This is a genomic window from Polyangium mundeleinium, assembly GCF_028369105.1.
In the GTDB taxonomy this organism is placed as follows: Bacteria; Myxococcota_A; Polyangia; order Polyangiales; family Polyangiaceae; genus Polyangium; species Polyangium mundeleinium.
Genome location: NZ_JAQNDO010000001.1, coordinates 9,311,478 through 9,324,497 on the forward strand (window position 1 = coordinate 9,311,478; position 13,020 = coordinate 9,324,497).

Genomic DNA, 13,020 nt, shown 5'->3' on the forward strand with positions numbered 1-13,020 from the left:
TCGTCGATTCTGCGCTCGCGCAAGACGAGCGAGCATTTCGATCTCGGCCCGCTCGGTCGGCTCGAGGTCCGGAAACTCCGCCCAGGCGCTGAGGGAAGAGCACGCGAAGGATGCAAACGTGAGGAGAAGCCAGGAGGAAGCTGTCTCGTTGGGCAGGCGCATGGGGAGGAGGCTCCGGGAAGGTTGAAGAACGAACAGGGAAGCGGGAAGGACACGAACGAAAGCGGAAAGAGGGGGTCAAGGCAGAGGAGAGACGGCAGACGGGGCGTTGCAGGGGGGTCAGGGAGGCGGGGAGGCGGGGGGTGACGGGTCGGGGCGTGTGCAGGGAGGGAGCGAGAAACGGCGCGGAGGCCTTCGGAGGGGGTCGAAGGCCCGGTGCGTTGACAGCGTTCGGGGGAGCTGGTCGCATCCGGCAATGACGTACCCGCGCGTACGAACCCTGCTCTCCTTGGGGCTCCTCGGTTGCGCGATGTTGGCGCTCGTGCCGCTCGGTTGCGGGGCCAAGATCGTCCACCCCGCAACGCAGGACGACCGCCCGCGCGTCCCCGACGCCACCGCGGAGCGTCTACGCGCGTGCGTCGACGAGCTCGGCGGCGAGCTCAGGGCAGGCTCCTACACGTTCGACGTCACGGTGAAGGTCGACGAAGACGGCCACGTCGTGGATGTGGCGTCGAAGGGCGTGCCCCATGCGGAGCTCGCGGTATGCATGCGGATGGCGCTGCGCGGCATGACCGTCCCGGAGGAGCTGCTCGGGCTGCGCAAGCTGCGCCTGTCCGCATCGCCCGCGCCTGCGAATGGGCAGACGGCGGCCGAGCGGGGGCTCGTCGGCAACCCCGGGGTGCTCGTGGCGGTGGCGATCGCCCTCGCCGACCTCGTCATCGAAGTGGGCCCTGTCATCGTCGTGATGGCCGCTTCGGTGGAGATCAGCAAGGATATTGCGGAAGCGATACAAAAGAAGCCGAGGTGGGTGGAGCAATGCAATGAAGAACTGAAGGAGTGCCTGAATTCACCATTACAGAGCCGATGGGGATCCACCTACAATTCGAAGAGATGCAACTGGTGCCGAGAGAAATGCAACGAAAAGGGCTGGCCCCAAAAAGTCCCCGTACACGATGACAAGTTCGAAACATGCGCCTATTAGTCTAACCAACAATTGGTAAAGCGAGATGAACGCAGAAGAAGAGAGAATCGAACGAGTCTTCTCCGAATTCACAAAGGCGAGTAACGCCATCTTGTCGAGATCGCTGGATCTGGCGCGGACCTTTGCCGAGGACGTTGTCGACTTCCGGCGGATCGAGGCGGAGTTCGTCGCTCGGGTGGCCGAGAACGAATTCGATGTGCTCGAAGCGAGGCGACGGATCGCTGAACATATCCTGAGCGCAGCACAATCCTATCACGCCCCCTTCGAGGTCTGCCGCGAGGCCTGGAACGATCTCGTTCGCTTGGGCTTCACGGAGAAGTTCATGGAATATTTGGAGGCTCGGATTTATGCAGATTGCTGCGCGTACGACGAGAAGCCCGAGGAGGGGCTCGCCGTGCTCGAGCCCCTCCTCGCCGAGCTCGAGCGACGGCGCGAAGAGCGCATGGCGGCGCAGCAATCGACGGATTTTCAAGATCACTACATCGAGTACCTGGGGGACCTCCGGGACGAGCTCCTGGCCCAGCAAAGGGGCCAGCTCAGCCCGGGGCGAATCACGCGGCGTATGGACGAGGCGTACCAGCCGACCCCGGAAGAAGAGAAAATCGACGCGCTCTACGGCGAGTGCAGGAAAGCGTGCGGCGCCGCCTTCAAAGTTTATGCAAATTCGCCCGAGCGTAGCTTTGCCGAGGCCGCCGCCGACTACGAACGGATCGAGGCGGACATCGTGGCACGCGCGGGCGAAGGCGAAGCCTTCCAGGCCTTCGTTCACGAAGTGAAGCAAGAAGTCGCCGAAGATATTCTCCGGGCAGCCTGTTGGCTCAAACAGCCCTTCGAGGTCTGCCGCGACCGCTGGAACGAGGTGGTGCGCCTGGGCTTCTCCAGCATCGGACAACGATGCTGGATGACGAAATTCTACGCGGAGTCCTGCGGGTTCAACCAGAAGCCCGAGGAGGGGCTCGCCGTACTGGAACCTCTGCTCGCGGAGTTCGAGCGAGGGCTCGAAGCGGAGATCGCGCGACGGAGCGAAGCCCGCGCGAAGCTCGAACCCCCGGGCGATGCGCCGTCCCCGAGCTTCTACCGAGATTGGATCAATTCCCTGGGCGAACTCCGGGACAAGCTCGAAGCACAACGCAAGGGCCCGTGAGCACGCGCCGCGCGTGGACGACGGCGCCCGTGAGCTTGACGTCGCGCGACGGTTTGTCGTACGGTCGCCCCATGATCCCTGGAAAAACCGTCCAACTCCCGACCGAGCTGCTCGCACGTTATGACCGCCTCGCGGAACACGAGAACGAGGCGCGGGAGCGCGCGGGCCTGAGCCCGATCTCCGGGCTCGATCTCCTCCACGTCGTCGCGGCGCGCTTCGCCGGGCTCCCGACACCACATGACGTCGACCTCGACGCGATTCGTGCTCGGGAGGGGTTGTCCGCGGATATGCGGACGCCGCCCCACGGCGGGCGTGCGAGCTTGAATATCTCGGACCCGCCGAACCCCCCGATTGACGACGACGCACGCCATGCTCCGAAGGGCTCGACAAGTTGAGCCTGAGCAACGCAGAGCGGATCCTGCACGCCGCGGCGTGCCTCGTGTGTCTGGTCTATGCGTACACCCGGCGTCGCTCGACAGACCGGCAAGTGGCATACGTCCTCGCGCTCGTCTGGTGCGGCTGGCTCGCCATCGATCTGGTCCATCACGAGCTCGTTGCGGCTCTCGCCCCGCTCAAGTCCGAGACACGCAGGGGCGTCCCTCTGCGCGTACTCTTGCACCTCGAACGGGCGGTCTATCTCGCGTGGCCCGCTGGGATCCTCGCGTGGGTCCGATGGACGTTCCGACGTAGCAATCCCTGGCCGATCGTGCTCGCGTGGTTTGCAGCATCGGTCCTCCCCATCGTCGTTCACCCGGCGCTCAAAGGTCGCGCATGGTTTCCGTACGCCGGAGCCATCCACCTCGCCGCGCTCGCCGGTGAGATAACCGCTTTCGCATCGTGGGCTCGCCTTCGTGAGCCGCCGCGTCCATGGCATTCGATCGCGATCGTCGCGATCCCGATGTGCGCTTTTCCTGCGATTCCGTTCTTCGCTTCCGACGAGGCCCGGGCGGGGTACCTCCTGTGGGTGCTCCGCGGGCTCGTCGCCCTTCATTTGGCATGTATCGCTGTTCTCGGAGGGGATTTATGGAATCAACTCTCACGTGGATCTTCGCACTCATGATGGCGAGCTTGGCCCTCGTCGTGCCGATCTTTTTGCAGCGACGCGCGGACGCCCAAATCCGCGCGCTCTCGGACGACCGCTCCCGCATCCTCGACCGGGAACGCGAGCTCGCCTCTCGCTTCCTGGCCGAACAAAAGGCGCATGCAGCGGCGCGCGCGCAGCTCGCCGCAAACGAGGAAGACCGGGCGCAGCTCCTCGCAGAGCTCGATCACCGGCATCGTCGCATCGCGGACGCGCTCACGCGGATCGCCTCGGCCGTCGAGCACCAGGAGAGCGAGCTCGAACGTTATGCCGCAGCGGGCGCAGAGAGCATCCTCTCCCGGTTCCCGGACCTGCCCAACCACCCCGAGCGCGGGCTCGGCGGGACGCTCGGCGCTCTCATGACGGTTCAAAGCTATTGCAATGCGGCTCTCATGCGGCAAATCCGCCACGCCGAGGAGACGATGACCGAAGAGGACCTTTTGGTGAACGTGATCCCATTTGCTCCCGGATCGGGGAGGCGCGCGGCAGCGGAGAGCGACGCGCCGGGCTCCGGGGCGGCCTCGGGACGGCCGAGCCCGACCGCGGAATCGCTCCCCGCGTTCACGCCCCCGGCGTCGACCCCCGCGAGCGCATGAAACGGCCGAGGAGCGCGAGCGCGACGAGCCCGAAGGCCGCCGGGAGCCCCGGGGATTCGTCCTGTCCGCCGAGGCCGCACGAGCATCCCTCCCCTGCCCCGGGATCACGTCCGCCGCCGCTTCCGCCTCCGCTTCCGCCTCCGCCGCCGCTTCCGCTCCCGCCTCCGAAATCGATCACGACCTCCGCCTTCGAGACGACGAACGGCGGCGACGCGCCCTCCGATTCATAAATCGCGAGCAGCTCCTGCCCGCTCGAATCCGTGACGTTCGCCTCGGCGAGGTGCTCGACGTATTTCCGTGTGATCGGCTGATAAAGAACACGCGCGAACAGGGTCATTTCTCCCGTCATCCCCGCCGGCGCCGCCACCGTGAACGTCGCCTCGTCCCACGAGCGCACGCCTCCCGCGCCGTCCCCATAATCGATCTCCCCCGTCGGCCTCGTCGTGGTCGTCGGCACGAATCCCTTCGGCGGAATCCGTGTATCCGAGAGGATCATGTCGTGCCGCGCGAGATCCTCCCCCGGCTCGGCCGCGGTTCCATTCCAGCGGCCATGCTGCGCGCGGTACACGTGCGTCGGCGGAGACGCCTCGATCTCGCCTTTCGTCGCGTCGTACCCGCCCAAGAGGGACGTCTCCTCGCCCGTCGCGTCGACGAGCGAAAGCGCAATCCACGCGCGGCGGCCTTCGACATACCCCGTCGGGAACTTGTGGCCGGTCAGGTTCTCCACGCGCACCGTGACGGAGAAAGGCTCGCCGGGCGCGGCCGAAGCAGGCGCGCTCGTGATTTCGATCTTCGCCGCCATGGAGAGCGTCTCCTCCGTGCGCGCGAGGGCCAGCGCGAAGGCGTCCGGGAACGCCGCGGCGCGCGCGGGGTCCTTCGCCATGACGGCGCGAATGCCGAAGAGGTTTCCGCCGGCGAACACGTGATCCCGCGGATCGTTGCGGAGCGGCGCGACGGGCACGGTCGCGACGGGGAATTCGCCCGTCTTCCGGCGGGTATGGCAATCGACGCAGCTTTGCCCGCCTGGCAGGGCATACGCGCTCTGCGCCCATTCTTCGTACGTGGTGTCGAGCGGGAATGCGAGCGCCGTCTCGACGCCGTCCGCGTCGCGCAGCCGCCGCCCGGGGTTCGTCACCTGGTGGCATTGGCCGCAAAACGCCGAGCTCGAAAGCGCAGGGGCCTCGGCCGTCCCGTGGACCTGCGCCACGCTGTCGGCATGAGGGCCGCGTTTGTCGAGGGAATCGTCGTAGACGATCTGCGCGTCCCCGCGATGATACGGCGCCTCGGGCGGGCCCGAGGTCACGGCGCGGTGGCAGGTGTCGCAGCCGACGCCTTGCATGTCGACGGCGTCGAACGCGCTCCCGTCGGGCGGGGTCGCGTGTCCGCGGACGAACGCGATCGGGGAATGGCAACGCAAGCAAAACGTGCCCACGCCGGGTTCGTCCTGGTTCGCGATCGAGAGCGCCGCGCGAAAGACGGGATCCCGCGCAGCATTGCCCATCATCGTGCCGGCCCACCCGTCGTGCGGCAGGTACGTGCGGTCGCCGTCGTGGCCGCCGCCGTGGCATAACGCGCAGCCGTCGGCCCCTTCGAACTGGCTGCCCTGGCCGAGCTCTCCGGGCTTCGTGCCCGCGAGGTCCTCGAAGCCGGCGGACGCGGAGGCGGGGAGCACGAGGGGCGTGAGGGCGGCAAACGCGACACGGGCGAGCCCTCGAAGGTCCGGCATGCCCGCTTTGTAGCACGGGTGCGGCTTGTGATAACGTCGGCTGCCATCATGCCTCGCCCCCGCTCCACCTCGTATGTCTTGTTGTCCATCTTCACGCTCGCCGCATCGATCGCCGGGGTCGCGACCACGGAGGCCGGGTGCGCCAGCGCGACGCCGTGCGAGATCAACAGCGACTGCATCGAGGGCGCGTGCGTCGACGGCGAGTGCAAGCGCGAGTGCGCCGACTCCGAGCGCGACTGCAAGGCTGGATTCCGTTGTTATGCCGGCCAGTGTTTGCCCGACGAGGGCCAGGGCGGCGCGGGGCCCGGCTCCGGCGGCATGGGCGGCGCGGGCGGCATGGGCGGCCTCGGGGGAATGGGCGGCGCGACGAGCTCGAGCGCGTCGTCGAGCAGCAGCGCTTCGTCGAGCAGCAGCGCTTCGTCGAGCAGCAGTGCTTCGTCGAGCAGCGCGTCGAGCGGCTCCGGGGGCGGGGGCGGCGGCGGGACGATGGGCGAGCTCGATCTCTGCGCGGCCGACGGAGAATGCGAGGGGGGGCTCACGTGCGAGCCGATGTGGAAAAACGGGCCGAAGCGATGCACGCGCGCCTGCATCGCGGACGGCGGCTGCCCGAGCGGGATGCGCTGCAGCGCGGTGGGCGCCGAGAAATACTGCACGACGAGCGACGTCGGAAAGACATGCGCGAATGCCTCGGCCTGCAATTTCGGCTGCCTCGAAGGTCCAGGGTATTGCACGGTGGCCTGCGCCACGGGCTCGGAATGCCCGAACGGCTACGGGTGCATGCCCGTCGGCAGCCCGCCCACGAAGGTCTGCGTGAAGGCCGAGGCCTATTGCGAGTCCGGAAACACATCCGCCTGTATCGTGCCTGCTGCGTGCGACACGAACTCGCTGCTCGTCGGGGCCTGCACGCTCGCCTGCACGACGAACGCCGATTGCCCGCAGCGGGCCTCGCTCCTCGCGCCCTGGACCTGCACAGGCGGCCTCTGCGCGCGGCCGCCGGACGTGTTCGGCCCGATGCCCGGCGGCAGCGCGCCCACCGAATGGCATTGTGATCCGTTCGGGAACACCGTGAACCTCTGCAACGACGCCCAGCACATGAACTTCCAGCAGTTCACGATCCCGCCGCCGCCAGCGGTGAACTGCGCCTCGTCCGTCACGTTCCAGGGCCAGGCCGGGGACGCGTGCGTGGATTCGTGCCGGTACCAGGGCGCCTGCGCCTTTGGTTTTTCCTGTACTGCCGTCGGCAACATCCAGGGCGGGCGCATCGGCCTCTGCCTGCCCACGGGCGCGGGCGAGGTGGGCGCGGCCTGCGCGAACGACACGCAATGCGTGTTCGGGTATTGCAATAACGGCAAATGCAGCCGCGATTGCACGGCCGATGGAGTCTGTCCGAAGGGAACGACGTGCACGGCCGCCGGAGGCGCTGCGCCGAACGTGGAGGGGATGCCGTTCCGGAAGTGCCTTTGATCGTCGCGGCGACACGCCGCGCGCTTCCAACGTTCCGACCCCCAACGATTCAGAGCGTGTCGCGCGCGTCTGGATCGAGCCTGCGGATCGCGTCGCGGATGATGTCAGGGATGGGGGCCGGTCGGCTCGTGCTCGGGGCGAGCAGCACGACGACGGCGCTGCCGGTGGCGACAACGGCCTGCTGGCCCACCGAGGTCACGCGGTAGTCCATGGTCAGGCTCGTGCGGCCGAGGCGGGTCGTCTTGCCTTCGACGCGCACGGTGTCGGGCCAGAAGACCGGGCGGAGGAAGTCGACGGAGGTCGAGGCGAGCACGGGCGTCTGCGACGCGCCGGTCGAGAGGTCGACGCCGATCATGCGCAGGTAGACGAGCCGCGTCTCCTCGAGCCAGCCGAAGTACCGCGTGTTGTTGACGTGCCCGAGCGCGTCGATGTCGCCCCAAAGCACCGCGATCTCCTGGCAAACGGAGAAACGCGTGGCCAGAGGAGGCGCGGGAGGCGCGAACGTGGTGGAGCTGCGCCCGGTGGGCTTGTCGAAGCGATCGGAAGACAAGGCAACCTCGTGGATCTGACGCCGCGTTCGCCCGTCCCCGCGAAGGTGGAACGTGCGCCCACAAGGGAGGGTGGCTGTGTAGTTTCCGCGGCGTCAAGCCTGTGGCATGCTCCGCCGCAGGGAGAGCGAGGACCAATGCTCGGACGACGTCGCTGGATCGGGACTGTGGCCGGCCTTTGTTTGCTGTCGGCGCTCGGGGTGGGCTGCGGGAAGAAGGACGGCGGAGGCGCGGGCCCGGAGCCTGCTTCGAACGAGTGGAAGGTGGGCGCCTACCTCAGCCTCTCCGGCGCCGAGACGCAGTTCGGCAAGGACACGCAGGAAGGCACCGAGCTCGCGGTCGAGGAGATCAACGCGAAGGGCGGCGTGAAGGGCAAGAAGGTCCGCGTGCTCTTCGAGGACGACAAGTCGAACCCGCAGGAGGCCTCGAACAAGGTCCTTCAGCTCATCAACCGGGACAAGGTCGTCGCGCTGCTCGGCGAGGTCGCTTCGTCGCGCTCGAAGGCCGGCGGCATCGTGGCGAACAAGAACAAGATCCCGATGATCTCGCCCTCGTCGACGAACCCGGACGTGACGAAGGTCGGTCCGTTCGTCTTCCGCGTCTGCTTCACGGACGACGTGCAGGGCCAGATGGGCGCGCGGTTCGTCAAGAACAAGCTGAACAAGAGCAAGGTCGCGGTGCTCTATGCCTCGGACGACCTCTACTCCTCGGGGCTCGCGAACGAGTTCAAGAACGAGGCGAAGAAGCTCGGCATGACCATCGTGGCCGAGAAGAGCTTCCTCAAGAGCGAGACGAACTTCACGACGTACCTGAACGAGATCAAGAGCGCCGAGCCCGAGGCGATCTACGCGCCGGTCTACTACAACGCGATGGTTCCGATCGCGCGGCAGGCGAAGGCCGCGGGGATCCCGGGGAACATGTTCGTCGGCGGCGACGGCTGGCACTCGGACTCGCTCGTGAACGACGCGGGCGAGGAGATGGAGGGCGCGTACTTCACGAACCACTTCTCCCCGGACATGCCCTCGCCGAACTCGCAGGCGTTCGTGAAGAGGTACGTGGAGAAGTACAAGCGCGAGCCGAGCGCGCTCGCGGCGCAAGGCTACGACTCCGCGATGCTGCTCTTCGACGCGATGGGCCGCGCGAAGGGCGACACGCCCGAGGCGATCCGCGACGCGATCGCCGAGACGAAGAGCTTTCAGGGCGCGACGGGCGCGATCACCATCGACGCCGAGCGCAACGCCGAGAAGCCCATCGTGATCGTGCAGATCAAGGGCAAGAAGTTCACGTACTTCGACACGGTGACGGCGAAGTGATCAAAACCAGGCCGTCGCGCCGAGCGTGACGGTGGTCTGGGCGCGGGCATTCGGGACGAAGGGATCGTCCGAGGTGCCCGCGCCCCGCACGGCGCCGCGGAAAAACACGTCGCCCGCGGCCGCGTCGTGGCGAAGCTCCAGCATGACGGCGAGGTCGTCGCGCGGGCGGACGTCGACCGTGAAGGTGGCGGAGGCCATCCACGGGACGGGCCAGAAGATCGCGGAGGCCTCGCCGCGCGCGCTCTTCGCGCGCCATTCGCGAAAGACGTCCCCGCGCGCCGCGAGGTAGACGGGCTCCACGGCGCGCAAACGAGCCGAAAGCGCGGTCGCGGCCCAGCCGCTCCGGCCGAATGCGTTCACCTCGAAGCCGACGTCGCCGTGCAGCGCGAGCGTGAAGCGCTCGAAGAGCGTGGCGCGGGCCCAGGCGTCGACGAGGTGGCGAAACGGCCGTCCCTCGGGCGCGCCCTCGCCGCGCTCGACGCCGCCGAAATAAAGGAGGGCCCCGGACAAACCGTCGGCCTCGTACGAGAGCTGCGCGGAGACGGATTTGTCCGTGTTGTTGTCGACGACGCTGTTCCAGCCATTGTAGGCCGCGAGCGTGAGCTTGAAGCGCGGGGAGAGCGGGTACGAGGCGCGGACGCCGGTGTGGTAAAACGGCAGGCCAAAAAAGAGATTCGAGCGCGAGAAATGGCCGTTGTCCTTGACGGCCATGCCCTCGATGCCAATGGGCGAAAGGAAGAGGCCGGCTTTCACGGTGAGGCCACGGCCGATCGGGATGCGATATCCGACGTGCGCCTCCTGGAGGTATTTCCAGGTCGTGTCGGCATTGCTCCCGGACGTGCCCGGCGCGCCGGGGAGCGAGGGCTCGGCGAGGTAATACGTGTTCGGCGTGTGCCCGATCTGCAAGAGGATCCGCGCGCTCGCCGCGCCGCGCTCCCAATCGCCGCCGAGCGCGACGTTCGCGAGCGTGAAGGAGGCGTGCCGGTTGTCGAAGCCGCGGTGATGCGTGATGCCGTTCGACGGCTCGCCGAGGTTGTATTGGAAAAACCCCTCGACGTACCCCGTGGGGGTGAAGTGGCCAAGGTCGAGACCCGAGCGAGCGGGCTCAGCAGCTGCATCGGACGCGGCGAGGGCGACCACGGCGAGGGCGCCGAGGCCGCGCAGGTTCACCGCGCCACCACGAGCTCACGCGTGGCCGCGCGCGCCGCCTCGGCCTCGGCAAGGGCCTCCTCTTCGGCGCGCGCGTCACGATCGTTCGTGGCTTCGAGGGGCGTGTCCTCGGCCGTCCGTTCGAGGGCGGCGAGCGCTTCCGGCGCGACGGTCTCCATCCAGCGTCGCATCGGCGCGTACGTGCGGAGCTCGCGCTTGATCCGCGGGACCTCGCCGGCGCCGGCCGTCTCCGGGGTCGTCGCGGCGCGCACGGCGTCCACGAGCAGCTCGTCGCGCGCGGAGAGCGGCAGATCGTGCCCGGCCCGCGTGGCGAGCTCCGCGGCGCCCTTCAGATTCCCCTGCCGGACGCGCGAGAGCAGGCGCACGCGGAAGAGGGCGCGGCTCTTGAACGGGTACGCCGAGGGCAACGAGGCGAGCTCGGCTTCGGCCTCGGCGTGTCGATCCATGGCCGCGAGGAGGAAGGCGCGCTCGCTGATCAGATCAGGCATGAGGATGTCGGAGGCCGAGATGCGGATGGTGTACTGCGTGAGCCGCGCGAGGCCCCGATCGCAGAGGTCGAGGGCGCCCCGAAGATCGCTCCTTTTCTCGGCGACGAGCGCGAGCGCGAGATCGGCCTGCGCGGCGAGGATCGGGAGGCGGCTCGACGAAAGGCGCTCGAGCGCCGCGCCGCCCGCGGCGAAATCCCCCTTCGCGACGAGGTTCAGCGCGGCGAACAGATCCTTCGACTGCTTGCGCGCCACGAAGAACCAGTAGACACGGACGCCGATCAGCACGACGAAGATCGCGAAGACGAGCAGGCCGAGCGGAAGCGTCGGATCCATCGGCTCTGCGTAAAATTCTTCGTTGCCGCTCCCGCTCTCCGCGCCCGAGGGCGAAAGCACCTGGTAGACAGCGACGAAGAGGGCCACGAGCACAGCCCATAACGCGATGAGCCGGCCGGCCTTTTGCCGGTTCCTCGCGGGCGCGGCGTTCTTCGCGGCCGCCTTGCGCGCCTCCGCGACGGCCACCTTCGCGGCCTCGGTGGCCTCGGCCGCGGGCAGCTCGCCGGTCTTGTCGGGCCGCGCGCCGGAGACCTCGACGAACGGCGCGGCCTCGGGCACGACCTGCGCGATCCAGTCGGCGAGCGGCGGCTCCTCGCTGTCGGCGTCACGCTTGGCGCCCTTGCGATACACGCTCGTCGCGGTCGTCTCCAGCAGCGCAGGAAGGCGCGCACGATCGTGCGCTCGCGGCGATCCGTGGCGTCGAAGAGCAATTCGTGGTGCGTGACGAGGTGCTCGCGCAAGGCCTCGCGATCGCCCGCGCGTTCGAGCAGGATCGCCTCGGCGAGGGCGACGCGGCCGAGGCCTTGCGGCAAGGCGTCCGGGCTCTCGCGCACGGCCTCGATGTCCTCGCGCGCGCCCGCGCGATCCCCGCTCGCCGCACGCAAAAAGGCGCGCATGCCGCGCGCGTTCGCGATCTGCATCCGGGTCTGCGCGCGGTAGAGGACGCCGTGCGGGGACGTGATGCTTCGATCGAGGTGCGCGATCGCCGCCGGAATGTCGCCCCTGCGCATGCCGATGAGGCCACGCTGCACGGCGGCGACGCAGGCCATGAGCGGATGCGGGCGGCCCTGCTCGGCGTGATCGAGGTGCGCCTCGGCCTCGGCGAAGCGGCCGCGGTTGATGAGATCAAACGAGGTGTTGAGGATCTGCACGCCCGCGCCGATCCGCCGCCCCATGAGGCCGAGGACGGCGAACAGCCCGCCGAACACGGCGCAGAGCGGGCCGAGGATCATGATCCCTCCGCTCGTCGTCCCGAACAGGACAAACAGGCCGAGGCTGAAGACGCCCAGGAGCAGGAGGAGCCCGCCCATGACGACGAGCGTCGTGTGGTAGCGATGTGTCGCGTGACGGGGCAGGTTTTTCGGGGCAGGTGCGCTCATCGTGGCGGTCGGCGTTTCGCGGCCCTCCCCGCGGCGCGCCTTCGGCCCCATCCTAAGCCGAGATGGGCCCTGCGATGTTGACGATCCTCGACGGACCGATGGGAACGGAGCTCGCCGCGCGCGGCGTCCCCACGCCGCCGCCGCTCTGGAGCGCGCTCGCGCTCGATCGAGCGCCGGAGGTCGTGTCGGCAATCCACCACGACTACGCGGCGGCGGGCGCGACCGTGCACACGGCGAACACGTTCCGAACCAAGCGGAGGAGCGCGGGCGCGCGCTGGGAGGTGCTCGCGCGGAGGGCGGTCGCGCTCGCGCGCGAGGCTGTGCCGGCGGGGCATCGGATCGCGGGGAGCGTGGCGCCGCTCGAAGATTGTTATCGACCGGATCTCGCCCCGACGAACCCCCGGCCGGAGCACCGCGAGCTTTGCGAGGTGCTCGCGGACGCGGGGGTGGATCTGATCCTTTGCGAGACGTTCCCGCACGTGGGCGAGGCGCTCGTGGCGGTGGAGGAGGCCGCGCGGACGGGTTTGCCCGTGTGGGCGGCGTTCACCGCGGGCCCGGACGCGGATCTGCTGACGCCGGCGGAGGTCCTCGCGGGCGCGCGGGAAGCTGCGGCGCGGGGCGCGAGCGCCGTGTTGATCAATTGCACGAAGGCGACGCGGACGCGGACATTCGTGGACAAACTTGCGCAGGTGGGAATTCCATTTGGTGTCTATGCCAATGCGGGCGCCGTGGAGGAGGGCATGGGCTGGGGAGTGACCACGCGCGGGGCGGAGCTTTATGCGGATCTGGCGGAGGCGTGGATCCAGGCAGGTGCGACGATCGTCGGCGGATGCTGCGGGACGAGCCCGCTCCACGTGCGGGCGATCGTCGAGCGGGCGCGCATGATTCGTTGATGTGACGAATCCTTGGTGGTCGT

12 protein-coding genes are annotated in these 13,020 nt (G+C 68.3%); 8 read left to right on the forward strand and 4 right to left on the reverse strand.

Annotation, left to right across the window (positions count from 1 at the left end; all coding sequences use genetic code 11):
• The first annotated feature begins 415 nt into the window (after positions 1–415).
• The 4 genes from POL67_RS36875 (at position 416) to POL67_RS36890 (ending at position 3,962) form a co-directional block, all read left to right on the forward strand.
• On the forward strand, positions 416–1,141 hold the full coding sequence (locus POL67_RS36875) for a hypothetical protein (RefSeq protein ID WP_271925324.1): 726 nt from the start codon (positions 416–418) through the stop codon (positions 1,139–1,141).
• A 91-nt stretch (positions 1,142–1,232) separates the two neighbouring features.
• On the forward strand, positions 1,233–2,285 hold the full coding sequence (locus POL67_RS36880) for a hypothetical protein (RefSeq protein ID WP_271925325.1): 1,053 nt from the start codon (positions 1,233–1,235) through the stop codon (positions 2,283–2,285).
• Positions 2,282–2,680 carry a hypothetical protein gene (locus POL67_RS36885; RefSeq protein WP_271925326.1) on the forward strand — a complete coding sequence of 133 codons (399 nt, stop codon included), beginning with the start codon at positions 2,282–2,284 and terminating at the stop codon, positions 2,678–2,680. Before POL67_RS36880 ends, POL67_RS36885 begins: the two co-directional genes overlap by 4 nt.
• A gap of 628 nt (positions 2,681–3,308) precedes the next feature.
• Positions 3,309–3,962 carry a hypothetical protein gene (locus tag POL67_RS36890; RefSeq protein WP_271925327.1) on the forward strand — a complete coding sequence of 218 codons (654 nt, stop codon included), beginning with the start codon at positions 3,309–3,311 and terminating at the stop codon, positions 3,960–3,962.
• On the opposite strand, the gene POL67_RS36895 is transcribed toward POL67_RS36890, so the two are convergent.
• A complete protein-coding gene (locus POL67_RS36895) occupies positions 3,928–5,688 on the reverse strand; it encodes a hypothetical protein (RefSeq protein WP_271925328.1) in 1,761 nt (586 codons plus the stop codon). The genes POL67_RS36890 and POL67_RS36895 overlap by 35 nt on opposite strands.
• Before the next feature lie 48 nt (positions 5,689–5,736).
• Between POL67_RS36895 and POL67_RS36900 the strand changes: the two genes are divergently transcribed.
• The gene (locus POL67_RS36900; RefSeq protein ID WP_271925329.1) at positions 5,737–7,152 is read left to right on the forward strand and encodes a hypothetical protein; all 1,416 of its coding nucleotides are present in this window, start codon (positions 5,737–5,739) and stop codon (positions 7,150–7,152) included.
• A 49-nt stretch (positions 7,153–7,201) separates the two neighbouring features.
• Here the strand turns inward: POL67_RS36900 and POL67_RS36905 are convergent, their stop codons facing one another.
• Positions 7,202–7,702 carry an acyl-CoA thioesterase gene (locus POL67_RS36905; protein ID WP_271925330.1) on the reverse strand — a complete coding sequence of 167 codons (501 nt, stop codon included), beginning with the start codon at positions 7,700–7,702 and terminating at the stop codon, positions 7,202–7,204.
• A gap of 135 nt (positions 7,703–7,837) precedes the next feature.
• Here POL67_RS36905 and POL67_RS36910 point away from each other — a divergent pair, with 135 nt between their 5' ends.
• Complete coding sequence (locus tag POL67_RS36910; RefSeq protein WP_271925331.1) at positions 7,838–9,013, forward strand: ABC transporter substrate-binding protein; 1,176 nt, start codon at positions 7,838–7,840, stop codon at positions 9,011–9,013.
• On the opposite strand, the gene POL67_RS36915 is transcribed toward POL67_RS36910, so the two are convergent.
• Together POL67_RS36915 and POL67_RS36920 are read right to left on the reverse strand one after the other, a co-directional pair.
• Positions 9,014–10,183: an outer membrane beta-barrel protein gene (locus tag POL67_RS36915; RefSeq protein ID WP_271925332.1), complete on the reverse strand. Its 1,170-nt coding sequence runs from the start codon at positions 10,181–10,183 to the stop codon at positions 9,014–9,016.
• The gene (locus tag POL67_RS36920) at positions 10,180–11,355 is read right to left on the reverse strand and encodes a hypothetical protein (RefSeq protein ID WP_271925333.1); all 1,176 of its coding nucleotides are present in this window, start codon (positions 11,353–11,355) and stop codon (positions 10,180–10,182) included. Before POL67_RS36920 ends, POL67_RS36915 begins: the two co-directional genes overlap by 4 nt.
• Before the next feature lie 86 nt (positions 11,356–11,441).
• Between POL67_RS36920 and POL67_RS36925 the strand changes: the two genes are divergently transcribed.
• Together POL67_RS36925 and POL67_RS36930 are read left to right on the forward strand one after the other, a co-directional pair.
• Positions 11,442–12,185 (forward strand): hypothetical protein, encoded by a 744-nt coding sequence (locus POL67_RS36925; RefSeq protein ID WP_271925334.1) that lies wholly within the window; start codon positions 11,442–11,444, stop codon positions 12,183–12,185.
• Positions 12,179–12,997 carry a homocysteine S-methyltransferase family protein gene (locus POL67_RS36930; protein WP_271925335.1) on the forward strand — a complete coding sequence of 273 codons (819 nt, stop codon included), beginning with the start codon at positions 12,179–12,181 and terminating at the stop codon, positions 12,995–12,997. Before POL67_RS36925 ends, POL67_RS36930 begins: the two co-directional genes overlap by 7 nt.
• Positions 12,998–13,020 lie beyond the last annotated feature (23 nt).

Excerpts from the sequence above, each read along its gene's own strand:
- POL67_RS36910 (WP_271925331.1), top strand. The coding sequence starts at position 7,838 with ATGCTCGGACGACGTCGCTGGATCGGGACTGTGGCCGGCCTTTGTTTG.
- POL67_RS36875 (WP_271925324.1), top strand. The coding sequence starts at position 416 with ATGACGTACCCGCGCGTACGAACCCTGCTCTCCTTGGGGCTCCTCGGT.
- POL67_RS36895 (WP_271925328.1), bottom strand. The coding sequence starts at position 5,688 with ATGCCGGACCTTCGAGGGCTCGCCCGTGTCGCGTTTGCCGCCCTCACG.
- POL67_RS36930 (WP_271925335.1), top strand. The coding sequence starts at position 12,179 with ATGTTGACGATCCTCGACGGACCGATGGGAACGGAGCTCGCCGCGCGC.
- POL67_RS36890 (WP_271925327.1), top strand. The coding sequence starts at position 3,309 with ATGGAATCAACTCTCACGTGGATCTTCGCACTCATGATGGCGAGCTTG.
- POL67_RS36900 (WP_271925329.1), top strand. The coding sequence starts at position 5,737 with ATGCCTCGCCCCCGCTCCACCTCGTATGTCTTGTTGTCCATCTTCACG.